Genomic DNA, 24205 nt, shown 5'->3' with positions numbered 1-24205 from the left:
GAGTGCTACAGCGCGGTGCGGACGACCTCGGCGAGGCGTTCGGCCAGGGCCCGCGCCTGTTCTTCGCGGGTGGCCTCGACCATGACGCGGACCATCGGCTCGGTGCCGCTCGGGCGGATCAGGACGCGGCCCGTGTCGCCGAGTTCCGCCTCGGCGGCCTCGACCGCCGCGTTCAGCTCCGGTGAGGTCTTGGCGCGGGACTTGTCGACGTTCTTGACGTTGACGAGGACCTGCGGCAGGCGGGTCATCACCTTGGCCAGCTCGTCCAGCGGGCGGCCGCGGCCCGCGACGGTGGCGAGCAGGTGCAGGCCGGTCAGCAGGCCGTCTCCGGTGGTCGCGTGGTCCAGCATGATCACGTGGCCGGACTGCTCGCCGCCGAAGGCGTATCCGCCGGACTTCATGGCCTCCAGGACGTAGCGGTCGCCCACCGTCGTCTCGACGACGTTGAGGCCCTCCTCGCGCATGGCGATCTTAAAGCCGAGGTTGGACATGACCGTCGCGACGACCGTGTCGCCGGGCAGCCGGCCGGCCTCGCGCAGTTCGACCGCGAGGATCGCCATGATCTGGTCGCCGTCGATCGGCTCGCCCGCGGCGGTGACGGCGAGGCAGCGGTCGGCGTCGCCGTCGTGGGCGATGCCGACGTCGGCGCCGTGCTCGATCACGGCGCGGCGCAGCGGCTCCAGGTGGGTGGAGCCGTAGCCGTCGTTGATGTTCAGGCCGTCCGGGGAGGCGCCGATGGCGACCACGCTGGCGCCGGCGCGGCGCATCGCCTCGGGTGAGACGCCGGACGCGGCGCCGTGCGCGCAGTCGACCACCACGCGAAGGCCGTCCAGCGAGCGGGGCAGCGTCGACAGCAGGTGCGCGATGTAGCTCTCGACCTCGCCCTGCGCGTCGCGTACGCGGCCGACGCCGGAGCCGGTCGGGCCGGACCACTCCTCGCCGAGGTGCGCCTCGATCTGGTCCTCGATCTGGTCGGCGAGCTTGTGCCCACCGCGGCCGAAGAACTTGATGCCGTTGTCAGGCGCGGGGTTGTGGGAGGCCGACAGCATGACGCCGAGGTCGGCGCCGAGCGACTGGGTGAGGTACGCGACGGCGGGCGTCGGCAGGACGCCTAGGCGGAGCACGTCGACGCCGGCGGAGGCGAGCCCGGCCACGACGGCGGCCTCGAGGAACTCACCCGAGGCGCGCGGGTCGCGGCCCACCACGGCGACGGGCCGGTGGCCCTCGAACGCACCGGCCTCGCCGAGGACACGGGCGGCGGCCACCGAAAGGTCGAGCGCGAGCCGGGCGGTCAGGTCACGGTTCGCCACCCCCCGGACACCGTCGGTACCGAACAGACGTGACACTGCTAACACCCCAAGGTCGCGCGTGGTACGGCCGGCCTGCCGGCCCTCGAACAAAGCGATCGGCGGCCCCGCGAAACCACGGAACCGCCGAAGTCCTGTGCGGCGTCGCCGCCCGGTCGTACCGGGCCGGTGGAACGCCGCACAGGGCCGATCAACGCTTGCTGTACTGCGGAGCCTTACGCGCCTTCTTGAGACCGTACTTCTTGCGCTCCTTGGCCCGCGCGTCGCGGGTGAGGAAGCCGGCCTTCTTGAGGGGCGGGCGGTTGTCGGGGTCGACGAGCTGCAGCGCGCGGGCGATGCCCAGGCGCAGAGCGCCGGCCTGGCCGGTCACGCCGCCGCCGGTGACCAGCGCGATCACGTCGAACTGGTCCTCGAGGCCCAGCGTCACGAACGGCTCGTTCACGATCTGCTGGTGGACCTTGTTGGGGAGGTAGGCGTCGAGCGGACGACCGTTGATCGTCCACTTTCCGCTGCCGGGGACGATGCGCACGCGGGCGATCGCCTCCTTGCGGCGGCCGGTGCCCGCGGCCGGGCCGGTCAGCACCGGACGGGGGGTCTCCTCGACGACAGCCTCAGCGGACTCGGAGGTGTAGTCCCCCACGTACTCTTCAAATTCGGCGCCCTCGAGGGGCGTCTCGATACCGGTGGACTCAGCCACGGGACTCCTCAGGATTCGATCTCGACGGCGCGCGTCACTGCGCGATCTGCTTGATGTCGTAGGGCACCGGCTGCTGGGCCTGGTGCGGGTGCTCGGGACCGGCGTAGACCTTGAGCTTGCCGAACATCTTCCGGCCGAGCGAGTTCTTGGGCAGCATGCCCTTGATCGCCTTTTCGACGGCGCGCTCGGGGTGCTTCGCCATGAGGTCGGAGTAGGCCACGGAGCGGAGACCGCCGGGGTAGCCCGAGTGGCGGTAGGCCTTCTTCTGCTCGAGCTTCTTACCCGACAGCGCCACCTTGTCGGCGTTGACGATGATCACGAAGTCGCCCGTGTCGAGGTGTGGCGCGTAGATCGGCTTGTGCTTACCCCGAAGCAACGTCGCGACCTGGCTGGCCAGCCGACCCAGCACGACATCGGTCGCGTCGATGACGTGCCACTGACGTTCGACGTCAGCGGGCTTAGGGGTGTAGGTGCGCACGGTCGTATGCCTTCGTTTCGTGTCTGACAACAGAGACCGGGCCGGCGGGACGGGCGACGTCCGTCACTGGCCCGCATGGTCAAGCGACCCGAAGAACGGGCACGCTGACGCACACAACGAACTGGCAGGATACCGGCCCACTGACGTGCGGGTCAAAGCGGGCGGCTTCCGCCGCCTCCTGCCATCGCTTCGGACGATCATGCGTTCGTCCTTTTTACAGCATATAGCAGGGATTACTCCAGAACGGCGCGCTCGATGGTGGTTACCGCCTCTATAGTGCTGCACCTCCGCAGCCCCCTGGAGGACCCCCTGTCCGCCAAGCGTTCGATCCCCATCAAGCGCAAGGTCCAGGCATTCGTGATCCTGGCGATCGCGTTCTTCGTCGCCGCCGGCTTCGCGGCGAACCGCTACGTGACCACGGCGCACCTCGCACCCGGCGACCAGCCCGCGCAGGACGCGGCCGTGGTCCCCAGCCCGGAGGGTTCGGCCGTCAAGCCGCCCACCGCGACTCCCTCGCCCAGCCGTTCCCGTACGCACACGCCGAGCCACCGCCCGGCCTCCGCCGCCAAGGTGGTCAAGCCGAAGAAGCCTTCGGCCGCGGCGAACGCCGGCACCGCGGGCACCGCGGCCAAGAACGTCACGGCCGAGAACCTCGCCGTCCAGCTGACGAACCAGCAGCGCGCCAAGCACGGCTGCTCCGCCCTGCGCGTGAACGTCGACCTGCGCACCGCGGCGCGCGCCCACTCCAGGGACATGCGTGTGCGGCACTACTTCGAGCACAACTCACCGGACGGCAAGACTCCGTGGGACCGGATCAAGGCGGCCGGCTACAGCCAGCCCGGCGCCGAGAACATCGCCATGGGATACGCCACCGCCCAGGCGGTCGTGACGGGCTGGATGAACAGCCCCGGACACCGGGCGAACATCCTCAACTGCAGCCTGAAGGCGGTCGGAATCGGCGTCGAGTACGGCTCCGGCGGACCGTGGTGGACGCAGGACTTCGGCTTCCGGTAAACCCCCTGATCACCTGATTCGAGCAGGTAGGGTCGCATTCATGTCTTATCCGGGTGATCAGCAGCAACCCGGCGGCTGGGGTCCCTCCCAGCCGCCGTCGTCGCCGTACGGCCCGGGCGACGACCAGGCCGGACACGGCGGTCCTCCCTTCGGCGGCCCCCGCGACGATCCGTACGGCGGCCCCCCGCGAGACGGCGGCTTCGGGCCGGCCGGCGGGGGCGCGGGCGGCTACGGCGGCTCGTTCGGCGACGAGCGCTCAGAGCCGTACGGCAACGCCTTCGAGCCGAACCCCTCCTACGACTCCTACGAGTCCCACGACGAGAACGCGGACCCCTACGGCGGCGGTCCGGGCGGCTACGGCCCGGAAGACGACTTCGGCTCGGGTTCGGGCTCGGGCTCCGGTCGCAAGAAGTTGATCATCGGAGCGGCGATCGCGGTGGGCGTCATCGTGGTCGCGGGCGGCGCGGCCTTCGCGCTCACCTCCGGGGGCGACGACAAGCCCAAGACGGAGGCGGCCCAGCCCTCGGCGCCTCCCGCCACACCGACGCCGACCCCCACGCCGTCTCCCACCGAGACCGGCCGCGGCGACCGCCTCCAGAGCCGTACGACCGACCCCAGGCCCCTCACGCTGAACGAGATCTTCAAGGCCAGATCGTTCAAGGCCGGCGGCCGCCGCTACCTCATGACGGCGCGGCGCGCGGAGCGCAAGTGCGCGCCGCCTACGCACGGCACGAAGTTCCGCAAGGCCCTCGCCAAGGGCGGCTGCACCCAGGTGCTGCGCGCGACGTTCAGCAACGGCAAGCTGATCGGCACGATCGGTGTGATCAACCTCAGGACCCAAGCCGCGGCCACGTCGGCTCAGTCCGCCTCCAAGACGAAGGACGCGTTCATCCTCGCGCTGCCGGGCTCGGGCACCACCAAGAAGATCGGCCAGGGCCTGTCGCTGACCACCACGGAGGTGAACGGCCACTACCTGATCATGAGCTGGGTGCAGTACCCGAACGGCAAGCAGATCGCCAAGGGCGACTACTCGGCCGTGACCTCGTTCGTGAAGTACACGACGTATGGCAGCAATCTGCGCACGGCCCTGAACTATCGGTCAATGGAGGGCAAACCGTCATGAAATTTGCCCTCAGCTAATACTCTGGTGACTCATGTCTGGCCATGACGAGACTTTCCTTCCCCCTCCTGAGGGGGAAGCGAAGCTTCCGCCGCAGCCGCCGACAGACGCTCCGCCCCACTTCGGACAGGGTTCGGCCACGAGGCCGTCAGTCGTTTTCCAGACCGCCGACGCATGGCCGGGCACTCCGGACTTCTCCGGATCGTCGGCGGCGTCCGACGCCGAGGAGACCATGACCCCGCCCTTCCCGCGCCCCGGCGCCCCCACGCCGGACGCCCACCAGCCCACGCCGTCCCCACAGCCGGCGCAGGACCCCTCCCCGCAGAACCCCGCCCCCTCCACGCCGCCGCCGGGCTTCTCCGCCTCCGCGAACGGCGGGAGTGACCCTGGTCACGCCCCCGGCCCGTACGGCACCACCCCGCCACCCGGCTTCCCGGGCGACGCGAACGGCTCAGGCGCCCCGTACGGCGCCACACCACCGCCCGGCGCCCCCCGCGACGCGAATGGCCCAGGCGCCCCGTACGGCGCGACGCCGCCGCCCGGCACCCCCGGCGACGCGAACGGCTCAAGCACCCCGTACGGCGCCACACCACCGCCCGGCACCCCCGGCGACGCGAACGGCTCAAGCACCCCGTACGGCGCCACACCACCGCCCGGCACCCCGGGCGACGCGAACGGCTCAAGCACCCCGTACGGCGCCACACCACCGCCCGGCACCCCCGGCGACGCGAACGGCTCAAGCACCCCGTACGGCGCGACGCCGCCGCCCGGCTTCCCCGGCGCGGCGGGCGAGTCCGGCCGGACGCCTCCGCAGGAGCCGCCCGTGCCGGAGGCCGAGCGCACCGTCACCGACGAGCCGTACCCCGCGCCGGACGACCTCCCCGAAGCGGAGCGGACCGTGGCCGACGACGTCCTGCCGCCCGGCTCCGCATCGGAGGCCACCTCCGCCGCCTCCTCCGCCGCCGAGGCCGGCGAGACGGGCGCGGGCCCGGCGGGCGGACAGCGGACGCTGGCCGTACTGAAGATCCCCGCGGACGGGGAGACGACCACCGCCCCGGGCCCCGAGCTCGAACCCGACGCGATCCTGCCGCCCGGCATCCCGCCGCAGGCGCCGCCGGAGCCGCCGCACGACCCGCACGTGACCACCACCGGCCCGATCCCCCGGCTCGGCTCCGGGGCGTCCTTCCCCGGCGGCCCCGGCATGCACCCGCCCCAGGGCGGCGGCGCCGGAGGCTCCTCAGGAGCCCGTAGAGCGCTGCTCGTGGCCGGAGGGCTCGTGGCCGCCCTCGTACTCGGGGGCGGCGGCGCGCTGGCCGTCACGCAGCTCTCCGGCGGCACGGTGAAGGAGCACAAGGTCGCCGACTCGCAGCCGCCGCCCACGCCGACGCAGGTGCGCCCGACGCCCACGCCGACACCGTCGAAGACCAAGTCCAAGCACAAGCCCAAGCACGTGCCGATCGACATCCGCGACGAGAAGACCGACCCCAAGCCGCTGACCGTCGGCGAGGTCTTCCCGTCGTCGACGCTGACGCTGGCGGGCGGCAAGTTCACGCGCGCCAAGGCGGTCGTCAACGACCACTGCTCCCTGGCCGCCAACGGGCCGTTCGCCACGGAACTGACCCGCCAGCACTGCCGCCGGATCGTCCGCGCGACGTTCGTCTCGAAGGACAAGAAGGTCGCCGTGACGACCGGCATCGCGGTGATGCCGACGGACGCCGCCGCCAAGGCCGTGCTGAAGGTGCAGGACCCGGCGCACTACGAGTGGTTCCGCGGCATGAAGGCCACCGGAGCCCCGAAGATCGACCACGCCGGCGGCTTCGCCGCGAGCACGGTCCGCGGCCGCTACATCTGCTACTCCTACGCGACGTACGTCGACGGCCACAAGCCGGCCGCGGACGACGACACGCTGAAGAAGGCCGGCACCGCGTTCCGCGACTCGACCGCCCGCCCCATCGAACGGCGCGACAAGCACTGACCACCACGGGTACGAGGGCGCGGTAGGCGACCCGTCCGCCGGTGCGCGGGCGGATCGCCACCGGCGGAGACGCACGGCGTTCGGATCAGTGTGCCGACGCCACCTCCTGGGCGAGTTCCTCGGCATGATGACGGGCCGCCCGAAGGCTGACGGTGAGCTGCCGGTCCTCGCCCACACTGCGGCTCACCCCCGAGCGGGGATTGGCGGCGACCAGCGTCCGGGTCGCCAGGTCCTCGGCGTGCAGGCGATCCTGGAACTCGGTGATCGCACGTAGGAGTTCCCCCACACGAGGTTCACAGTCCTGGGGATCGGTGTCGTCGATGCACCCCGCGAGATCCAGGGCGAGGTCCGCCGTACGCCTCAGCTCGGCGGCGAACCGGGTCATGGCATCGGGGTCGACGGCGTCGACCCTGACGCGCGCCCCCCCGATGCCCCGGGTGACGCGCTGGGCGTACCGTGCCGCGTCCTCGAGATACCTGGCGACGTTGTCCGCTCGGCTGAAGGGCGTGTACCCCGCCATACCCGCTCGTGCCAGGACCGCGTCCAGCCAGAACCCGAACCCTACGACCAGCTTGCCGAGGTTCCCAGGAGACATCCGGTCGATCCGGCCGGCGTACTCCTCGCCGTATGTCTGCGCCTTGCCCGGATGGAAGAAGCGGAACCGCGCCGACCGACGCGCGACCCTCCGCGCCAGTCGCGGAGACCGGTCATAGACTTCGCTCGCCAACAAGTTGAGCAAGAGCCCGCCGATCATTCCCAGCCAGAAGTCAGAACTCGCGAGATCGGGCACGCGCCCATTATCGGACCGTGAGGAGACAGGTGCGCGGGGTCCGGGAAGGTCGCCGTGACGGCTCTACGATGGCGTGGTGGCTCCCCTGCCGGAAGACCCGCCGCCCTCCGTCGGCGAAGACGACCGCGACGTGGCCGTGCGGCGCCTCCAGGACGCCTACGCCGAAGGGCACCTCTCCCACGAGGAGATGGACGAGCGCCTCCACCAGGTCCTGACCGCCAGGACGCGGGACGAGCTCGAGACGGCTCTGGCCTCCCTCCCGAAGGAGGACCCGTCCACGATCGCCGCCTTCGGCGGCCGGATCCGGCGGCGCGGCGCATGGCGGGTCCCCCGGACCCTCAAGGTCGAGTCCGCGTTCGGAAGGGTCCACCTGGACCTGTCCCACGCGGTCATCGAGCATCCGGTGGTCGACATCGAGCTGCGGCTCGGCACCGGCCGGGCGAAGATCACGGTGCCTCGCGACGCGATCGTCGACGTCGAGGGCCTGCACACCGGGTGGAAGGACTCGCGTTACAAACCCCGGCGGAGCTCCGGCGGCCCGAAGATCCGGATCTCCGGGAGCATGGGGTTCGGACGGCTGAGGATCCGCCACGCGCGGCGTTGAGCCCGAGGGCCTGTCTCAAAGTCCCCGTCCGTAGCGAGCGGCCTGGACGCCGCGCAGTAGGACAGCGGGGCTTTGAGACAGGCCCTAACTCGCGTGGCGTTCCTCCGGGGTGATGCCGCCGAGGACGCGGATGCGGCGCGTCTCCTGGGCCCGGTCGGCCAGGTGCGCGGCGTCCGGATACGTGACCTCTTCCAGCGACAGCCCGTACGGCGGGAGCACCTGCACGGCGGAGTCACGCTGCCGGCCGGCGAGCACCTCGGCCGGCCACTCGATGGGACGGCGGCTGTCGCCGACCGAGATCAGCGCGCCGACCAGCGCCCGCACCATCGAGTGGCAGAACGCGTCCGCCACGATGGTCGCGACGGCGATGTTGCCGGCCTCGCGAGCCCAGTCGCAGCGCAGCAGCCGGCGGATGGTCGTGGCGCCCTCACGGCGGCGGCAGTACGCCGCGAAGTCGTTCTCGCCGAGCAGCAGCGCCGCCGCGGCGTTCATCCGGTCGAGATCGAGCGGCCGCGGGTGCCACAGCACCTCGTGCCGGCGCATCGGGTCGACGCCGATCGGGTTGTCGCACACCCGGTACGCGTAGCGCCGCGACAGCGCCGAGAACCGCGCGTCGAAGCCCTCCGGGGCCTGGCCGATGCGCCAGATCCGGATGTCGGAGGGCAGCACGCCCGCGAGGCGACGCGGCAGGGTGCCGGTGACCGGGTGGTAGGCCGCGACCGGTACGACGACGTGCGCCACCTGGCCGCGGGCGTGCACACCGGCGTCCGTACGGCCCGCCACGGTCAGCACCGGCGGCGGGTCCAGGCGGAGCACGCGTCCCAGAGCCTCTTCGATGACGCCCTGCACCGTCCGCTGGTTGGGCTGGCGGGCCCAGCCCGCGAAGTCCGACCCGTCGTAACCGATGTCGAGCCGGAGTCGTACGAGAGCGGTCATGGCATCAGGAGACGGCTCGGGTGGGCGTTCGTCCATGTCGGTTGCCCCTCGGGTGCCATCATTCGGCGGTGACCCCGTGTCCATGCTCTCCGTGTCCTGGCCATTCCACAACTCTCCCAAAGATCGAGCCCGCCGTCCCGTAGGGCACGGCGGGCTCGGGACCAAGCGTGGGTTACTTCTTGTCCTCGGCCTCGTCTGCTGCCTCGGCCGGAGCGCTGTCCTGCGGCTCCTCGGCCTCGACGGCGGCCGGCTCCTCGGCCGGGGTCTCGGCCTCGGCGGCCGGCTCCTCGGTCGTGGCGGCCTCGGCGGCCGGTGCCGGACGGCTGGTGGTCACGGCCCCGATCGGCTCGTCGACCAGCTCGATCAGGGCCATCGGAGCGCTGTCGCCCTTGCGCGGGCCGAGCTTGGTGATCCGCGTGTAACCGCCGGGGCGGTTCTCGAAGCGCGGGCCGATCTCGGTGAACAGCGTGTGGACGACGCCCTTGTCCTGCACGACGGTGAGGACCTGGCGCCGCGCGGCGAGGTCACCGCGCTTGGCCTTGGTGATGAGCTTCTCCGCCAGCGGCCGCAACCGCCGGGCCTTGGCCTCGGTCGTCGTGATGCGGCCGTGCTCGAACAGCGCGGTGGCGAGGTTCGCCAGGATCAGCCGCTGGTGCGAGGGGCTGCCGCCGAGACGAGGGCCCTTGGTGGGCTGGGGCATGAGTGCTTCTCTCCTTTTTCAACCCGCGCCGGCCGTACGAGGTACCGGCGTCGGTCCGGCGGGGCGATCACCCCGCCGCGTATCGACGAGCGGGCGGCCCCGCGATCGGAGCCGCCCACCCAGATGATCAGTACTGCTCGGTCTCGGCGTAGCTCTGGTCCTCGTCGCCGTAGGCGTCCGCCGCTGCGGTCGGGTCGAACCCGGGCGGGGAGTCCTTCAGCGTGAGGCCCATGTCGTTGAGCTTCTGCTTGACCTCTTCGATGGACTTGGCGCCGAAATTCCTTATATCGAGCAGGTCCTGCTCGCTGCGCGCCACGAGCTCACCCACGGTGTGGATGCCCTCGCGCTTGAGGCAGTTGTAGGACCGGACCGTGAGGTTGAGCTCCTCGATCGGCAGTGCCAGGTCCGCGGCGAGCGCGGCGTCCGTCGGGGACGGGCCCATGTCGATGCCCTCGGCCTCGACGTTGAGCTCGCGCGCCAGCCCGAACAGCTCGACGAGCGTCTTGCCGGCGCTCGCCACCGCGTCGCGCGGCAGCATCGCGGGCTTGGTCTCGACGTCGACGATCAGCCGGTCGAAGTCGGTGCGCTGCTCGACACGCGTCGCCTCGACCTTGTAGGTGACCTTCAGGACCGGCGAGTAGATCGAGTCGATCGGCACCCGCCCGATCTCCTGGCCCGGCTGCTTGTTCTGCGCCGCGGAGACGTAGCCTCGGCCACGCTCGACGGTGAGCTCCATCTCCAGCTTCGCCTTGTTGTTCAGCGTGGCGATGTGCAGCTCGGGGTTGTGCACCTCGACACCGGCCGGCGGCGCGATGTCGGCGGCGGTGACGTCACCGGGCCCCTGCTTGCGGAGGTACATCACGACCGGCTCGTCGTGCTCGGAGGAGACGACGAGCTCCTTGAGGTTCAGGATGATGTCGGTGACATCCTCCTTGACCCCCGGGATCGTGGAGAACTCGTGCAGCACGCCCTCGATGCGGATGCTGGTGACCGCGGCACCCGGGATCGAGGACAGGAGCGTACGGCGGAGCGAGTTGCCGATGGTGTAGCCGAAGCCCGGCTCCAGCGGCTCGATGGTGAACCGGGACCGGAACTCGTCGACCTGCTCCTCGGTGAGGGTCGGTCGCTGTGCGATGAGCATTTCAGAACATCCTTCCCGCGGCGCCCGCTATTTGACTGCCGCGACCTTGCGTTCGGCGGGCGTACGCCGCAGTGGCGCACGCCCGCCCGAGTCGTACGTCAGCGCTTGGCGTACCACTCGACGATGAGCTGCTCCTGGACCGGCGCGTCGATGTGCTGGCGGACCGGGAGCGAGTGCACGAGGATGCGCATCTTCTCGGGCGCGACCTCGAGCCATGCCGGGACCGGACGCTCGCCGGCCTCGGCCTTCGCCACGACGAACGGGGTCTGCTCGAGGCTCTTGCCCTTGACCTCGATGATGTCCCGCTCGCTGACGCGGTACGACGGAATGTCGACCTTCTTGCCGTTCACCAGGAAGTGACCGTGGCGCACCAGCTGGCGGGCCATGTCACGGCTCTTGGCGTAGCCGGCGCGGTAGATCACGTTGTCGAGGCGGCGCTCGAGCAGGCTCAGCAGGTTCTCACCCGTCTTGCCCTGACGGCGGTTCGCCTCTTTGTAGTAGTTCACGAACTGGGCCTCGAGGACCCCGTAGATGCGGCGGGCCTTCTGCTTCTCCCGGAGCTGGAGCATGTGCTCGCTCTCCTTGGGACGGCCGCGACCGTGCTCACCCGGCGGGTAGGGCCGGATCTCGATCGGGCACTTCGGCCCGTCGCACTTGCTGCCCTTGAGGAACAGCTTCATCTTCTCGCGGCGGCACAGCTTGCAGTCCGCGCCGGTGTATCGAGCCATCTCTCTCTTTCCTAACTCAGACGCGGCGGCGCTTCGGCGGGCGGCAGCCGTTGTGCGGGACCGGGGTGACGTCCTGGATGGAACCGACCTCGAGGCCGGTCGCCTGCAGCGACCGGATCGCGGTCTCGCGGCCCGAGCCCGGGCCCTTCACGAAGACGTCGACCTTGCGCATGCCGTGCTCCATGGCGCGGCGCGCGGCGGCCTCGGCGGCCATCTGAGCGGCGAACGGCGTCGACTTACGCGAGCCCTTGAAGCCCACGTGGCCGGCGCTGGCCCAGGAGATCACGGCGCCCATCGGGTCCGTGATCGTGACGATGGTGTTGTTGAACGTGCTCTTGATGTGGGCGTGCCCGTGAGCGACGTTCTTCTTTTCCTTGCGGCGCACCTTCTTGGCGCCGGTGCGGCTCTTAGGCGGCATCTGCTCTCAAGTCTCCTGGAGGTCGTCGATCCGGCGTCCCGGCCGCGTGGACCGGGGCGGCGGACTACTTCTTGCCGGCCTTCTTCTTGCCGGCCACGGTCTTCTTCTTGCCCTTGCGCGTACGGGCGTTGGTCTGCGTGCGCTGGCCGTGGACCGGCAGCCCGCGGCGGTGCCGGATGCCCTGGTAGCACCCGATCTCGATCTTGCGGCGGATGTCGGCCTGGATCTCGCGGCGGAGGTCGCCCTCGATCCGGTAGTTCGCCTCGATCCAGTCGCGGAGCTGAATCAGCTCGTCGTCGCCGAGCTCGTGGACCCGGCGGTCACCGCTGATGCCGGTCTCCTTGAGGGTCTCGAGCGCGCGGGTGCGGCCGATGCCGAAGATGTAGGTAAGAGCGACCTCGAGACGCTTTTCGCGCGGGAGGTCGACGCCGAGGAGGCGTGCCATCTCGGGCAGTTCCCTTCTGTTTCACGGAGGTCTGCGCCCCGCACCCCCACCTGCCCGGTTGGGGCCCCGGCCTCCGACCGGGGGTCGCTCCCGTCAGGGAGCCGCGGAACGATGATGTTGTTAGAGCTGAGCTGTACCTATTGAGAGGTCAGCCCTGGCGCTGCTTGTGGCGCGGGTCGTCGCAGATGACCATGACCCGGCCGTGCCGGCGGATGACGCGGCACTTGCTGCAGATCTTCTTGACGCTCGGCTTGACCTTCACTGGGTCTCCTCAATACAGGGTCACCCCCGCGTTGCCAGACGCGGGGAAGGCAACCCCAGTGGGTGTATTGCTTACTTGTAGCGGTAGACGATCCGGCCGCGGGTGAGGTCGTACGGACTGAGTTCAACGACCACACGGTCATCGGGAAGGATCCGGATGTAGTGCATCCGCATCTTCCCGCTGATGTGAGCGAGAACCTTGTGCCCGTTGTCCAGCTCAACCCGGAACATGGCGTTCGGGAGAGACTCGACGACGGTGCCTTCGATCTCGATGGCCCCTTCTTTTTTGGGCATGTCCTCCGCGCTTCACTGATCGGTTCGTCAGGAGAACGGCCCTCGCGGCACTCGGGCACGCAGAGCATGCGGACATGAGCCGACACAGGACCGACACAGAAGTGTACGTCACCGGCCGCGAGAATGTGAAATCGGCGCGGATTCACCACCAGACCGGCCTCACCCGACCGGCGTCGTGGCCGGGCCACTCCTCCTGAAATCCCAACGTACGAGTGGCCATGGTGGTTCCCGCCCCCGCGTGGTCGGCTGGGGGCCATGACGATCCTCGCGCAACTCAGCGATCTCCACCTGACCGTCGACGACCCCACCCGCGTACGCTCGCTGCGCACCGCCCTGACCACGCTGCTCGCCCTCGCCACCCCGCCCGACGCGGTGGTCCTCACCGGCGACCTGGCCGACCACGGCCGCCCCGAGGAGTACGCGCTCCTGCGCGACGAGCTCGCCCGCCTGCCGATCCCCGCGCACCCGCTGCCCGGCAACCACGACGACGTCGCCGCGCTGCTGGCGGCCTTCCCCGAGATCCCCGCGGCGAACTACGCCGTGACCGTGGCCGGCGTACGGCTGCTGTGCTGCGACTCCACCATCCCGGGCCGGGACGACGGTGCGCTGTCGGATCCGGAGTGGCTGGACGCCGCCCTCGCCGAGGAGCCCGGCACACCGTCGGTCGTGGCGATGCACCACCCGCCGTACGAGGTCGGGGTCGGCTGGGTCGACGCCATGGGTCACGCGCGGCCCGAGCGGCTCGGCGACGTGATCGCCCGCCATCCGCAGGTCGTCCGCGTCATCACCGGGCACGTGCACGCCGGCTCGGTGCGCGCCTTCGCGGGTACGGTCGCCACGACCTGTCCCAGCACGTACCGGCAGCTGCACGTCGACCCCGGCGGCCGGCCCGCGCTCTCCGACGCGCCACCCGGCCTGGCGCTGCACCTCATCGACGGCATGAGCGCCGTCACTCACTTCCGGCCGGTGGAGGAGACGCCCTCACCCGTGTGAGGGACCGGTCAGCGACGGTCGCCGCGGGTGCCGAAGGCCTGTCCGGCGAGCATCACCGCTCCCCAGGGCCCGGCCACCCAAATCCACCAGGGGTACCAGGTTCCGGAGGACACCGCCGTGAGCAGCCAGATCACGATGCACACGACGTTCACGCCGGCATACGTGGCCCAGCCCGCCCGCATGTTCGGGAGGGACAGCCCGCCGCCCATGCGGCGGGCCGGCGTCGACTGCCGCCACGACGGCACGGGAAGCTCGTACAGGTCCTCTTCGGGCAGATCCGCGGTGACCTTCTCCAGGTCGCCGAGGGTCCGCGCGGAGTAGACGCCTTCCAGCCGCTCGTTCAGCTCCTCGACGTCGATGCGCCCCTGAGCGCAGTGCTCTCTCAGCGCCGCCGCGACCCGGTCACGGTCGGCGTCGGAGGCCCGCATCTCAGGGTTGAGCGCCATCCTTGATCCTCTCGTCCCGGCTGAGGAAACCGTGGGACGCACCGCCGTCGAGCGCGGTGAGCACCCAGGGGCCGTCCTCGGTGACCGCGAAGGTGTGCTCGAAGTGCGCCGAGCGGGCACCGTCGCCGGTCACCACCGTCCAGTCGTCATCCAGCAGGACGGTCGCCGCCGTCCCGAGGTTGACCATCGGCTCGACCGCGAAGCACATGCCGGCAGCGAGGCGGGGGCCATGCCCGGCCTCGCCGTAGTTGGGCACCGGCGGGTCCATGTGCATCTGCGTACCGATCCCGTGGCCGACGTACTCTTCGACGATGCCATAGTCGCCCTGATCGCGCACATATGTCTCGACCGCGTGGCCGATGTCGCTCAGCCGGGCCTCGACCAGGCCGGCGCCGATGCCGCGCCACATCGACTCCTCGCAGATCTCGAGGAGCCGCTTCAGCTCGGGCGTGATCTCGCCGACCGGCACCGTCACCGCGGAGTCGCCGTGCCAGCCGTCGACGATGGCGCCGCAGTCGATGGAGATGATGTCACCGTCGCGCAGGACCTTGTCCGGGCTGGGGATGCCGTGGACGATCTCCTCGTTCACCGACGTGCAGATCGTGGCGGGGAAACCCTGGTAGCCCTTGAACGACGGCGTCGCGCCCGCGGAGCGGATCGACTCTTCCGCGATGGCGTCGAGGTCGGCCGTCGTGATCCCCGGGCGCACCTCCTCGGTGAGCCGGTGCAGAGTGCGGCCGACGACGAGGCCGGCCTCCCGCATCACCGCGAGTTGGTCGCGGGACTTGATCTGGATGGCCGGCTTACGCTTCTTCCACACTCTTTGCTCCGCACGTGGTCCGGGGGTTGCCTATGAGGACGGCGCCCACCGCCCCGGCGGACGCGGCAGGCGCGCAGGCACCTGCCACGACCGCGAAGATCAGGCGGCGAAGCGGCGGAGCGCGGCGAGGGCCCGCTCCGTGACATCCTCGACGGGCCCGGTGGCGTCGATGCCCACCAGAATGCCCTCATCGGCGTAGAACGACGCGAGAGGCGCCGTCTGTTCCTGGTAGACCTCCAGGCGGTGCCGGATGGTCTCCTCGCGGTCGTCGTCGCGCTGGAAGAGCTCACCGCCGCAGACGTCGCAGACGCCGTCCTTGGTGGGCGGGTCGAAGGCGAGGTGCCAGATCCGCCCGCACTTGCGGCACGTGCGGCGGCCCGACAGCCGGCGTACGACCTCGTCGTCGTCGACCACGAGCTCGAGCACGAGGTCGAGCCTGCGGTCGGTCTCGGACAGGATCTTCTTGAGCGTCTCCGCCTGCGGAACGTTGCGTGGGAAGCCGTCGAGCAAGAAGCCCTCCTGGGCGTCCTCCTCGCCCAACCGGTCGCGCACCATCGCGATGGTGACCTCGTCCGGGACAAGGTCACCGCGGTCCATGTACTCCTTGGCCTTGCGGCCCAGGGGGGTGTTCCCGCTCACGTTCGCGCGGAAGATGTCACCTGTCGAGATTTTCGGGATTGACAGGTGCGATGCGATGAATTGGGCCTGCGTCCCCTTGCCCGCTCCGGGGGGACCCACGAGCACGATGCGCACTACCGCAGGAAGCCCTCGTAGTTACGTTGCTGGAGTTGGCTCTCGATCTGCTTGACCGTGTCCAGCCCGACACCGACCATGATCAGGATACTCGTGCCGCCGAACGGGAAGTTCTGGCTGGCGCCGATGAGCCCGAACGCCACCATCGGGATCAAGGAGATGAGCCCGAGGTAGAGCGCGCCCGGAGCGGTGATGCGCGTGAGCACGTAGTCGAGGTACTCGGCGGTTGGTCGGCCCGGACGGATGCCCGGGATGAACCCACCGTACTTCTTCATGTTGTCGGCGACCTCAGTCGGGTTGAAGGTGATCGCGACGTAGAAGTACGTGAAGAAGATGATCAGGACGAAGTACAGCCCCATGTAGATCGGGTGATCGCCCTTGACGAGGTACTTCGAGATGAAGGTGCTCACCGGGTTGGTGCTGTGCCACATCTGCACCACGAGCTGCGGGAGGTACAGCAGCGAGGAGGCGAAGATGACGGGGATGACACCGGCCTGGTTGACCTTGAGCGGGATGTAGGTCGACGTGCCGCCGTACATCCGGCGGCCGACCATCCGCTTGGCGTACTGCACCGGGATGCGGCGCTGGGCCTGCTCGACGAAGACCACACCGGCGACGATCGCCACTCCGACGAGGATGACGATCGCGAAGACGAAGCCGTGCTTGGTCTTGTAGATGTTCCAGAACTCGCTCGGGAAGACGGCGACGACCTGCGTGAAGATCAGGATCGACATGCCGTTGCCGATGCCGCGGTCGGTGACCAGCTCACCCAGCCACATGATGACCGAGGTGCCGGCGGTGATCACGATGACCATCGTGACGATGGTGAACCAGCTCTTGTTCCAGAGCAGGTCCTCGGTGCAGCCCTGAAGGAGGTTGCCCGTGCTCGCCATCGCGACGATGCCGGTGCCCTGAAGGATGGCGAGGCCGATCGTCAGGTACCGCGTGTACTGCGTGATCTTCGTGGTGCCGGACTGGCCCTCCTTGCGGAGCACCTCCAGGCGCGGGATCACCACGGTCAGCAGCTGCAGGATGATGCTCGCGGTGATGTAGGGCATGATGCCCAGCGCGAAGATCGACAGCTTGAGCAGCGCGCCACCGCTGAAGAGGTTGACGAGGCCGTAAATATTGCCGTTGGCACCCTTGGTCGCCACATCGACACAGCGATGGACGGCGCCGGTGTTCACGCCCGGTGCCGGCAGCTGGGACCCCAGCCGGAACACGGCGATGATGAAGAGCGTGAAGACAAGCTTCTTGCGCAGGTCGGGTGTTCGGAACGCCCGAGTGAACGCGGTCAGCACCATTCCTCCTGCGCGACTTCCGGCCATGAGGCACAATCAGGGCCGCGGATGGGCCCCGGTCGATGGTAGGCGGCGATAGCCGCCGCTCGCACTCTAACAGCCCTTGCATGGGCTGACGCCCCCGCCGGGCCTCGGCGGGGGCGATTCCCACAAGGGCTTGGTCTCACAGTGTTTCGGCAGTGCCCCCGGCACCTGTGATCTTTTCCTTAGCGGAGCCGGAAAAGGCGTGAGCCTTGACCTGGACCGTTACGGAGATGTCACCAGTACCGAGAATCTTTACCGGGTGTCCCGGGCGAACCGCGCCCTTCGCGGCGAGGTCGTCGGGCGTCACCTCTCCACCCTCAGGGTAGAGCTCGGCGAGCCGGCCCAGGTTGACGACCTGGTATTCGACACGGAACGGGTTCTTGAAGCCCTTGAGCTTCGGCACCCGCCGGATCAGGGGCATCTGGCCGCCCTCGAACCCGGCCGGCACCGTGCTGCGGGCCTTGGTGCCCTTGGTGCCACGTCCGGCGGTCTTGCCCTTGGACGCCTCACCACGGCCCTTACGGGTCTTGGCCTTGTGAGCACCCGGAGCGGGCCGCAGGTGATGCGGCCGCAGCGGAGTCTCGGCTCCCATGATCAGTCAACCTCCTCGACCGTGACCAGGTGGCGCACGGTCTGGATCATTCCGAGCACCTCGGGACGGTCCTCGCGGACGACGCTCTGACCGATCTTCTTGAGCCCGAGGGTACGCAGGGTGGCGCGCTGGTACTGCTTGCCGCCGATCTGCGACTTGACCTGCGTGATCTTCAGGTTACTCATGACGCCGCAGCCTCCTGCCGGGCCTCGCTGCCGGCCGCGCGGGCCTTCAGCATGGCGGCGGGGGCGACGTCCTCGATCGGCAGGCCGCGCTTGGCCGCGATCTCCTCCGGCCGGCTGAGCTGCTTCAGCGCCGCCACCGTCGCGTGGACGATGTTGATGGCGTTGGACGAGCCCAGCGACTTGGACAGGACATCGTGGATGCCCGCGCACTCCAGCACCGCGCGGACGGGGCCACCCGCGATCACACCGGTACCGGGGCTGGCCGGCTTCAGCAGGACGACGCCCGCGGCCTCCTCGCCCTGGCTGGTGTGCGGGATGGTGCCCTGGATCCGCGGCACCTTGAAGAAGTGCTTCTTGGCCTCCTCGACACCCTTGGCGATCGCCGCGGGCACCTCCTTGGCCTTGCCGTAGCCGACACCCACCGTGCCGTTGCCGTCGCCCACCACGACCAGCGCGGTGAAGCTGAAGCGCCGGCCGCCCTTGACGACCTTGGCGACACGGTTGATCGCTACGACACGCTCGATGTACGACTGGCCCTTGTCGGCGCCACCCCGGCGATCATCACGCCGGTCGCGCCGCTCGCCGCCGCCACGACGTGGTGCTGCCATTAGTGGTTCCTCTTCTCGTCCGTCGATTGCAGTGAGCGGGCCATCAGAGCTCCAGCCCACCCTCGCGGGCACCGTCGGCCAGAGCCGCGATGCGACCGTGGTACCGGTGCCCTGCGCGGTCGAAGACGACGGCGCCGATGCCGGCCTCCTTGGCCCGCTCCGCCAGCAGCTCGCCGACCTTGCGCGCCTTGGCCGTCTTGTCGCCCTCGCTCGTACGGAGCGTGGAGTCGAGCGTCGACGCGGACACCAGCGTGTGACCGGCGATGTCGTCGATGATCTGCGCGGACATGTGCTTCGCCGACTTGGTCACGACCAGCCGCGGCCGCTCGGCGCTGCCCTGGATCTTCTTCCGGACGCGCAGGTGCCGACGGGCTCGGGACGCCGCGCGCGCCGAGGTCCGCTTGCGGACCTGGGTCTTGCTCACAGGCACGACTACTTACCAGCCTTTCCGACCTTGCGGCGGATCTGCTCGCCTTGGTAGCGCACGCCCTTGCCCTTGTACGGGTCCGGCTTGCGCAACTTGCGGATGTTCGCGGCGACCTCGCCGACCTTCTGCTTGTCGATGCCCTCGACCACGAACTGGGTCGGCCGCTCGACACGGAAGGTGATGCCGGCCGGCGGCTCCACCGTGATCGGGTGGCTGAAGCCGAGGGAGAACTCGAGGTTGCTGCCCTTGGCCTGAACGCGGTAACCGACGCCGACGATCTCCAGCGTCTTGCTGTAGCCCTCGGTCACACCGACGACCATGTTGTGGATCAGCGTCCGGGTCAGGCCGTGCAGAGCACGGACCGGTCCCTCGTCGCTGGGGCGACCGACCTTGATCTGACCGTCCTCCTGGACGACCTCGATCGGCCGGGCCACCTTGTGCTTGAGCTCGCCCTTGGGGCCCTTGACCGTGACGTCCTGGCCGTCGACCTTGATGTCGACGCCGCTGGGGACGGGGATGGGCAGACGTCCAATGCGCGACATGCTGTGTTCCCTCCCCTCTTACCAGACGTAGGCGAGGACTTCCCCGCCCACACCGCTCTTGCCGGCCTGCCGGTCGGTCATCAGGCCCGAGGACGTCGAGATGATCGCGACGCCGAGACCACCGAGGACCTTCGGCAGGTTGTCCTTCTTCGCGTAGACCCGCAGGCCCGGCTTGGAAACCCGCTTGAGCCCGGCGATCGAACGCTCACGGCTCGGGCCGAACTTGAGGTCGACCACCAGCTTCTTGCCGACCTCGGCGTCCTCGACGCTCCACCCCGAGATGTAACCCTCCTGCTGGAGGATCTCGGCGATGTGCGCCTTGATCTTCGAGTACGGCATGGCCACGGTGTCGTGGTATGCCGAATTCGCGTTCCGCAGACGTGTCAGCATGTCTGCGATCGGGTCGGTCATCGTCATGGCCTACTGGGCCCTCCTCGCCGCGGTTTCCACACGTGTCGTCCGCGCGGACCTTCGACGTGGTCGTGGGTGCCTTGTTCAGGCACCCGGTTGGTCATTATCTGTTGCTGGCTTACCAGCTGGACTTGGTGATGCCGGGCAGCTCGCCGCGGTGCGCCATCTCCCGGAAGCAGATCCGGCACAGGCCGAACTTGCGGAAGACGGCGCGCGGACGCCCACAGCGCGAGCACCGAGTGTAGGCGCGCACCGAGTGCTTGGGCTTCCGGTTCGCCTTGGCGATCAGAGCCTTCTTCGCCATCTGTCAGTTCTCCTTGAACGGGAAGCCCAGGTGCCGCAGAAGCGCCCGGCCCTCCTCGTCGGTCTTGGCGGTGGTCACGATCGTGATGTCCATACCGCGCTGCCGGTCGACCTTGTCCGGGTCGATCTCGTGGAACATCACCTGCTCGGTGAGACCGAACGTGTAGTTGCCGTTGCCGTCGAAGTGCTTCGGCGACAGGCCGCGGAAGTCACGGATACGCGGCAGGGCCAGCGACAGCAGCCGGTCGAGGAACTCCCACATGCGGTCACCGCGAAGCGTCACGTGCGCGCCGATCGGCATGCCCTCACGCAGCTTGAACTGCGCGATCGACTTCTTCGCCCGGGCCACGGCCGGCTTCTGCCCGGTGATGGTCGTCAGGTCGCGCACCGCGCCCTCGATGACCTTCGAGTCGCGGGCGGCGTCGCCGACGCCCATGTTGACCTTGATCTTGGTCAACCCGGGGATCTGCATGACGTTCGCGTAGCCGAACTCGTCGCGCATCGCCTTGGCGATCTCGTCGCGGTAGCGCTGCTTGAGCCGCGGCTGCACGGTCTCCTGGGTGGTCGTGTCGGCGGTCATCAGATGTCCTTACCGGTACGGCGCGAGATACGAACCTTCGTGCCGTCGTCGTCGAATCGGTAACCGACGCGGGTGGGCTTGCCGTCCTCGACCAGCGCCACGTTGCTGACGTGGATCGAGGCCTCCTTGGTGACGACCCCGCCGTCCTTGGCGCCGCGCGGTCCCTGGTTGGTCTCCTTGGTGTGACGCTTGACCAGGTTCACGCCCTCGACGGTCACGCGCTCGCGATTCGGGTCGGCAGCGATGACCTTGCCGGTCGCACCCTTGTCCTTGCCGGCGATGACGATGACGTCATCGCCCTTCTTGATCTTCATCAGAGCACCTCCGGCGCGAGCGAGATGATGCGCATGAACCTCTTGTCGCGCAGCTCCCGGCCGACCGGCCCGAAGATACGCGTACCGCGCGGGTCTCCGCCGTCCCTGATGAGCACAGCCGCGTTCTCGTCGAAGCGGATGTAGGAGCCGTCGGGACGGCGGCGCTCCTTGCGGGTGCGCACGACGACGGCCTTAACGACATCACCCTTCTTCACGCCGGCACCGGGAAGGGCGTCCTTCACGGTCGCGACGATGATGTCGCCGATGCCCGCATAGCGCCGACCCGAGCCACCGAGAACGCGGATGCAAAGGATCTCCTTGGCACCCGTGTTGTCGGCGACCTTGAGTCGCGACTCCTGCTGGATCACGTCTACTCCTGAATTCTCTCGCCGGTTCTCTTTCGAGCCTGGCGGATTCGATCCTTCAGTCGCTCGGCGGCGACTGCCATTTAGCGGGGACCACCTCGGGGGCGGAACCCCTTACTTGGCCTTCTCAAGGATCTCCACGACACGCCACCGCTTCGTGGCCGACAGCGGGCGGGTCTCCATCAGCCGGACCCGGTCGCCGACGCCACAGGCGTTGGACTCGTCGTGCGCCTTGTACTTCGTCGTACGGCGGATGATCTTGCCGTACAGCGCGTGCTTGACGCGGTCCTCGACGGCGACCACGACGGTCTTGTCCATCTTGTCACTGACCACGAGACCCTCGCGGATCTTGCGGTAGCTCCGCGTCTGCTGCGTCTTCTCGTCACTCATCGGTGGACTCCTCCGCGGGCTCCTCGGCGAACACGACGATGCCGAGCTCCCGCTCCCGCATCACGGTGTAGATGCGGGCGATCTCCCGCTTCACTTCGCGCAGCCGACCGTGGGTCTCGAGCTGGCCCGTCGCCGCCTGGAAGCGGAGGTTGAACAGCTCCTCCTTGGCCTCCTTCAGCTTCGTGACCAGCTCGGCCTCCGGCTGGGACCGCAGATCCTCGGCGGTTAGGCCCTGAGCCATCACGCCTCACCCACTTCACGCTTCACGAACTTGCACTTCATCGGGAGCTTGTGCATCGCGCGGCGGAGCGCCTCGCGCGCCAGCGGCTCCGGGACACCCGCGAGCTCGAACATGACCCGGCCCGGCTTGACGTTCGCGACCCACCACTCCGGCGAGCCCTTACCGGAACCCATGCGGGTCTCGGCGGGCTTCTTGGTCAGCGGACGGTCGGGGTAGATGTTGATCCACACCTTCCCGCCACGCTTGATGTGCCGGGTCATGGCGATACGTGCGGCCTCGATCTGCCGGTTGGTCACGTACGCGCCCTCGACGGCCTGGATGCCGTACTCGCCGAACACGACCCTGGTGCCGCCCTTGGCCATGCCGGCCCGCTTCGGGTGGTGCTGCTTGCGGTGCTTGACCCTGCGAGGGATCAGCATTGGTAATTCAGCTCCCCTCACCCGCGCTGGACGGCGCCGCCGCCTCAGTCGCCTGCTGCTGCTCGGCGGGCGCGCTCGACGCGGCCTGCTGCTGCCGGCCGCCGCGGTCGCCACCACGGTCGCCGCCACGGCCACCGCGACCGCCACCGCCGCCGCCACCGCCGCCACGACGCTGCGGCCGCTCGCGACGGCCACCGCCACCGGCGGCGCGCTCCTTCGCGGCCTGCGCCTCGCGCTCGGCGCGGCTCGTCGGCGCCTCGCCCTTGTAGATCCAGACCTTCACGCCGATGCGACCGAAGGTCGTACGGGCCTCGTAGAAGCCGTAGTCGATGTCGGCGCGGAGCGTGTGCAGGGGCACCTGGCCCTCGCGGTAGAACTCCGAGCGGGACATCTCGGCGCCGCCCAGGCGGCCACCGCACTGCACCTTGATCCCCTTGGCGCCGCTCTTCATGGCGCTCTGGATCGCCTTACGCATGGCACGTCGGAACGCGACCCGGCTGGACAGCTGCTCGGCAACGCCCTGCGCGACGAGCTGCGCGTCGATCTCGGGGTTCTTGACCTCGAGGATGTTGAGCTGGACCTGCTTGCCGGTCAGCTTCTCCAGGTCGCCGCGGATGCGGTCGGCCTCGGCGCCACGGCGGCCGATCACGATGCCCGGGCGCGCGGTGTGGATGTCGACGCGGACGCGGTCACGGGTGCGCTCGATCTCGACCTTGGAGATGCCGGCGCGGTCCATGCCGCGGGTCAGCATCCGGCGGATCGACACGTCTTCCTTGACGTAGTCCTTGTACAGCTTGTCGGCGTACCACCGGCTCTTGAAGTCGGTGGTGATGCCCAGTCGGAACCCGTGCGGGTTGACCTTCTGCCCCACTAGCGGGTCCTCCTCGTCTGCTTGCGGCCGTTACCCGAACTCTTGCCGCCCTTGTCACCCTCGGGCCGCGACTCGACCACGACCGTGATGTGGCTGGTCCGCTTGTTGATGCGGTACGCGCGCCCCATCGACCGCGGGCGGTAGCGCTTCAGCGTCGGTCCCTCGTCCACCCACGCCCGGCTCACGAAGAGCGTGTCGGCGTCGAGCTTCTGGTTGTGCTCGGCGTTGGCGATGGCGCTCGAGAGCACCTTGTACACCGGCTCGCTCGCAGCCTGAGGGGCGAAGCGCAGCACCGCCTGAGCCTCCGCGGCCTGCATGCCGCGGATGAGGTCCACCACGCGGCGGGCCTTTCTGGGCGTGACGCGGGCGTACCGCGCCTGGGCCCTGGCTTCCATCGCTGTTTCCTCGCTCTCGATACTTCTTGGTTCAGCCCCGCCGGCTGCGGCGGTCTTCCTTGATGTGGCCCTTGAAGGTCCGAGTCGGGGCGAACTCCCCGAGCTTGTGACCGATCATGGCCTCGGTGATGAACACGGGAACGTGCTTGCGGCCGTCGTGCACGGCGATCGTGTGACCGAGCATGTCGGGCACGATCATGGAGCGACGCGACCACGTCTTGATGACGTTCTTGGTGCCCTTCTCGTTCTGCGCGTCCACCTTTTTGATCAGGTGGTCGTCGACGAAGGGACCCTTCTTAAGGCTACGTGGCATGGCT

The 24205-nt window shown here is 69.2% G+C and carries 37 protein-coding genes; 5 read left to right on the top strand and 32 right to left on the bottom strand.

All coding sequences use genetic code 11. The features are described 5' to 3' along the window. Positions 1-5: 5 nt before the first annotated feature. The 3 genes from glmM to rplM form a co-directional block, all read right to left on the bottom strand. On the bottom strand, positions 6-1346 hold the full coding sequence (gene glmM / locus QSK37_RS24410) for a phosphoglucosamine mutase (RefSeq protein WP_285625209.1): 1341 nt from the start codon (positions 1344-1346) through the stop codon (positions 6-8). 151 nt (positions 1347-1497) lie between these two features. Continuing rightward, positions 1498-2004: a 30S ribosomal protein S9 gene (rpsI, locus tag QSK37_RS24405; protein WP_285582643.1), complete on the bottom strand. Its 507-nt coding sequence runs from the start codon at positions 2002-2004 to the stop codon at positions 1498-1500. A gap of 34 nt (positions 2005-2038) precedes the next feature. After that, the gene (gene rplM / locus QSK37_RS24400) at positions 2039-2482 is read right to left on the bottom strand and encodes a 50S ribosomal protein L13 (protein WP_285582645.1); all 444 of its coding nucleotides are present in this window, start codon (positions 2480-2482) and stop codon (positions 2039-2041) included. A 255-nt stretch (positions 2483-2737) separates the two neighbouring features. On the opposite strand from rplM, the gene QSK37_RS24395 reads away from it, so the two are divergent. The 3 genes from QSK37_RS24395 (at position 2738) to QSK37_RS24385 (ending at position 6591) form a co-directional block, all read left to right on the top strand. Continuing rightward, complete coding sequence (locus QSK37_RS24395; protein WP_285625207.1) at positions 2738-3496, top strand: CAP domain-containing protein; 759 nt, start codon at positions 2738-2740, stop codon at positions 3494-3496. Positions 3497-3536: 40 nt separating this feature from the next. Next, positions 3537-4619 (top strand): flagellar basal body-associated FliL family protein, encoded by a 1083-nt coding sequence (locus tag QSK37_RS24390; RefSeq protein WP_285625205.1) that lies wholly within the window; start codon positions 3537-3539, stop codon positions 4617-4619. Between the two features lie 229 nt (positions 4620-4848). Further along, a complete protein-coding gene (locus QSK37_RS24385; RefSeq protein ID WP_285625202.1) occupies positions 4849-6591 on the top strand; it encodes a hypothetical protein in 1743 nt (580 codons plus the stop codon). A gap of 85 nt (positions 6592-6676) precedes the next feature. On the opposite strand, the gene QSK37_RS24380 is transcribed toward QSK37_RS24385, so the two are convergent. After that, positions 6677-7381 carry a hypothetical protein gene (locus QSK37_RS24380; RefSeq protein WP_285625200.1) on the bottom strand — a complete coding sequence of 235 codons (705 nt, stop codon included), beginning with the start codon at positions 7379-7381 and terminating at the stop codon, positions 6677-6679. Positions 7382-7457: 76 nt separating this feature from the next. Here QSK37_RS24380 and QSK37_RS24375 point away from each other — a divergent pair, with 76 nt between their 5' ends. Next, positions 7458-7985 (top strand): DUF1707 SHOCT-like domain-containing protein, encoded by a 528-nt coding sequence (locus tag QSK37_RS24375; RefSeq protein ID WP_285625197.1) that lies wholly within the window; start codon positions 7458-7460, stop codon positions 7983-7985. Between the two features lie 84 nt (positions 7986-8069). On the opposite strand, the gene truA is transcribed toward QSK37_RS24375, so the two are convergent. The 8 genes from truA to infA form a co-directional block, all read right to left on the bottom strand. After that, positions 8070-8957, bottom strand: coding sequence for a tRNA pseudouridine(38-40) synthase TruA (gene truA / locus QSK37_RS24370; protein ID WP_285625195.1), 888 nt, complete (start codon positions 8955-8957; stop codon positions 8070-8072). Between the two features lie 136 nt (positions 8958-9093). Beyond that, complete coding sequence (gene rplQ, locus QSK37_RS24365) at positions 9094-9621, bottom strand: 50S ribosomal protein L17 (protein ID WP_285625192.1); 528 nt, start codon at positions 9619-9621, stop codon at positions 9094-9096. A 127-nt stretch (positions 9622-9748) separates the two neighbouring features. Next, positions 9749-10762, bottom strand: a complete 1014-nt coding sequence (locus tag QSK37_RS24360) for a DNA-directed RNA polymerase subunit alpha (RefSeq protein ID WP_285582656.1) — start codon at positions 10760-10762, stop codon at positions 9749-9751. Positions 10763-10860: 98 nt separating this feature from the next. Next, on the bottom strand, positions 10861-11490 hold the full coding sequence (gene rpsD / locus QSK37_RS24355) for a 30S ribosomal protein S4 (RefSeq protein WP_285582657.1): 630 nt from the start codon (positions 11488-11490) through the stop codon (positions 10861-10863). A gap of 16 nt (positions 11491-11506) precedes the next feature. Continuing rightward, positions 11507-11908 (bottom strand): 30S ribosomal protein S11, encoded by a 402-nt coding sequence (gene rpsK / locus QSK37_RS24350; RefSeq protein ID WP_285582658.1) that lies wholly within the window; start codon positions 11906-11908, stop codon positions 11507-11509. A gap of 64 nt (positions 11909-11972) precedes the next feature. Then, positions 11973-12353, bottom strand: a complete 381-nt coding sequence (gene rpsM, locus QSK37_RS24345) for a 30S ribosomal protein S13 (RefSeq protein ID WP_285582660.1) — start codon at positions 12351-12353, stop codon at positions 11973-11975. Between the two features lie 148 nt (positions 12354-12501). Further along, the gene (rpmJ, locus tag QSK37_RS24340) at positions 12502-12615 is read right to left on the bottom strand and encodes a 50S ribosomal protein L36 (protein WP_141956754.1); all 114 of its coding nucleotides are present in this window, start codon (positions 12613-12615) and stop codon (positions 12502-12504) included. Positions 12616-12686: 71 nt separating this feature from the next. After that, positions 12687-12908: a translation initiation factor IF-1 gene (gene infA, locus QSK37_RS24335; protein ID WP_067912209.1), complete on the bottom strand. Its 222-nt coding sequence runs from the start codon at positions 12906-12908 to the stop codon at positions 12687-12689. Positions 12909-13163: 255 nt separating this feature from the next. Between infA and QSK37_RS24330 the strand changes: the two genes are divergently transcribed. Then, positions 13164-13901 (top strand): metallophosphoesterase, encoded by a 738-nt coding sequence (locus tag QSK37_RS24330; RefSeq protein WP_285625189.1) that lies wholly within the window; start codon positions 13164-13166, stop codon positions 13899-13901. Positions 13902-13909: 8 nt separating this feature from the next. Here QSK37_RS24330 and QSK37_RS24325 read toward each other — a convergent pair whose 3' ends face one another. From QSK37_RS24325 to rpsS, 20 genes are all read right to left on the bottom strand, one after another. After that, positions 13910-14347 (bottom strand): DUF1707 SHOCT-like domain-containing protein, encoded by a 438-nt coding sequence (locus QSK37_RS24325; protein ID WP_285625187.1) that lies wholly within the window; start codon positions 14345-14347, stop codon positions 13910-13912. Further along, complete coding sequence (map, locus tag QSK37_RS24320; protein WP_285582668.1) at positions 14331-15167, bottom strand: type I methionyl aminopeptidase; 837 nt, start codon at positions 15165-15167, stop codon at positions 14331-14333. Before map ends, QSK37_RS24325 begins: the two co-directional genes overlap by 17 nt. 99 nt (positions 15168-15266) lie before the next feature. Then, positions 15267-15920 carry an adenylate kinase gene (locus QSK37_RS24315; RefSeq protein WP_285625185.1) on the bottom strand — a complete coding sequence of 218 codons (654 nt, stop codon included), beginning with the start codon at positions 15918-15920 and terminating at the stop codon, positions 15267-15269. Next, positions 15920-17221: a preprotein translocase subunit SecY gene (gene secY / locus QSK37_RS24310; RefSeq protein WP_285625184.1), complete on the bottom strand. Its 1302-nt coding sequence runs from the start codon at positions 17219-17221 to the stop codon at positions 15920-15922. The genes QSK37_RS24315 and secY overlap by 1 nt, the downstream gene beginning before the upstream one ends. A 163-nt stretch (positions 17222-17384) precedes the next feature. Beyond that, complete coding sequence (gene rplO / locus QSK37_RS24305) at positions 17385-17837, bottom strand: 50S ribosomal protein L15 (protein WP_285625182.1); 453 nt, start codon at positions 17835-17837, stop codon at positions 17385-17387. A 2-nt stretch (positions 17838-17839) separates the two neighbouring features. After that, positions 17840-18022 carry a 50S ribosomal protein L30 gene (gene rpmD / locus QSK37_RS24300; RefSeq protein ID WP_285625180.1) on the bottom strand — a complete coding sequence of 61 codons (183 nt, stop codon included), beginning with the start codon at positions 18020-18022 and terminating at the stop codon, positions 17840-17842. Beyond that, positions 18019-18630, bottom strand: coding sequence for a 30S ribosomal protein S5 (gene rpsE / locus QSK37_RS24295; RefSeq protein ID WP_285582675.1), 612 nt, complete (start codon positions 18628-18630; stop codon positions 18019-18021). The genes rpmD and rpsE overlap by 4 nt, the downstream gene beginning before the upstream one ends. A gap of 43 nt (positions 18631-18673) precedes the next feature. Beyond that, positions 18674-19054, bottom strand: a complete 381-nt coding sequence (gene rplR, locus QSK37_RS24290; protein WP_378205481.1) for a 50S ribosomal protein L18 — start codon at positions 19052-19054, stop codon at positions 18674-18676. Between the two features lie 8 nt (positions 19055-19062). Next, entirely contained in the window at positions 19063-19599 is a 537-nt protein-coding gene (rplF, locus tag QSK37_RS24285; RefSeq protein WP_285582678.1) for a 50S ribosomal protein L6, read from the bottom strand. Between the two features lie 18 nt (positions 19600-19617). After that, a complete protein-coding gene (rpsH, locus tag QSK37_RS24280; RefSeq protein ID WP_285582679.1) occupies positions 19618-20016 on the bottom strand; it encodes a 30S ribosomal protein S8 in 399 nt (132 codons plus the stop codon). 112 nt (positions 20017-20128) lie between these two features. Continuing rightward, entirely contained in the window at positions 20129-20314 is a 186-nt protein-coding gene (locus QSK37_RS24275) for a type Z 30S ribosomal protein S14 (protein ID WP_285582680.1), read from the bottom strand. A 3-nt stretch (positions 20315-20317) separates the two neighbouring features. Beyond that, positions 20318-20893, bottom strand: coding sequence for a 50S ribosomal protein L5 (gene rplE / locus QSK37_RS24270; RefSeq protein ID WP_285625176.1), 576 nt, complete (start codon positions 20891-20893; stop codon positions 20318-20320). Next, positions 20893-21207: a 50S ribosomal protein L24 gene (gene rplX / locus QSK37_RS24265; protein ID WP_285582683.1), complete on the bottom strand. Its 315-nt coding sequence runs from the start codon at positions 21205-21207 to the stop codon at positions 20893-20895. Before rplX ends, rplE begins: the two co-directional genes overlap by 1 nt. Next, positions 21207-21575, bottom strand: coding sequence for a 50S ribosomal protein L14 (rplN, locus tag QSK37_RS24260; protein ID WP_141956740.1), 369 nt, complete (start codon positions 21573-21575; stop codon positions 21207-21209). The genes rplX and rplN overlap by 1 nt, the downstream gene beginning before the upstream one ends. Before the next feature lie 111 nt (positions 21576-21686). Next, on the bottom strand, positions 21687-21962 hold the full coding sequence (rpsQ, locus tag QSK37_RS24255) for a 30S ribosomal protein S17 (RefSeq protein ID WP_285582686.1): 276 nt from the start codon (positions 21960-21962) through the stop codon (positions 21687-21689). Further along, a complete protein-coding gene (gene rpmC / locus QSK37_RS24250; RefSeq protein WP_285625174.1) occupies positions 21955-22203 on the bottom strand; it encodes a 50S ribosomal protein L29 in 249 nt (82 codons plus the stop codon). The genes rpsQ and rpmC overlap by 8 nt, the downstream gene beginning before the upstream one ends. Further along, positions 22203-22622 carry a 50S ribosomal protein L16 gene (gene rplP, locus QSK37_RS24245; protein ID WP_285582690.1) on the bottom strand — a complete coding sequence of 140 codons (420 nt, stop codon included), beginning with the start codon at positions 22620-22622 and terminating at the stop codon, positions 22203-22205. Before rplP ends, rpmC begins: the two co-directional genes overlap by 1 nt. A gap of 7 nt (positions 22623-22629) precedes the next feature. Beyond that, positions 22630-23493 carry a 30S ribosomal protein S3 gene (gene rpsC, locus QSK37_RS24240; protein WP_285625172.1) on the bottom strand — a complete coding sequence of 288 codons (864 nt, stop codon included), beginning with the start codon at positions 23491-23493 and terminating at the stop codon, positions 22630-22632. Continuing rightward, complete coding sequence (gene rplV / locus QSK37_RS24235; RefSeq protein WP_285582693.1) at positions 23493-23888, bottom strand: 50S ribosomal protein L22; 396 nt, start codon at positions 23886-23888, stop codon at positions 23493-23495. The genes rpsC and rplV overlap by 1 nt, the downstream gene beginning before the upstream one ends. A gap of 31 nt (positions 23889-23919) precedes the next feature. Beyond that, the gene (rpsS, locus tag QSK37_RS24230; protein ID WP_285625169.1) at positions 23920-24201 is read right to left on the bottom strand and encodes a 30S ribosomal protein S19; all 282 of its coding nucleotides are present in this window, start codon (positions 24199-24201) and stop codon (positions 23920-23922) included. Positions 24202-24205: the final 4 nt, after the last annotated feature.

It is taken from the genome of Actinoallomurus iriomotensis (assembly GCF_030269445.1).
Lineage (GTDB): Bacteria > Actinomycetota > Actinomycetes > Streptosporangiales > Streptosporangiaceae > Actinoallomurus > Actinoallomurus iriomotensis.
The sequence above is the reverse complement of the archived record's forward strand: the minus strand, read 5'-3'. Positions and strand labels throughout refer to the sequence as shown.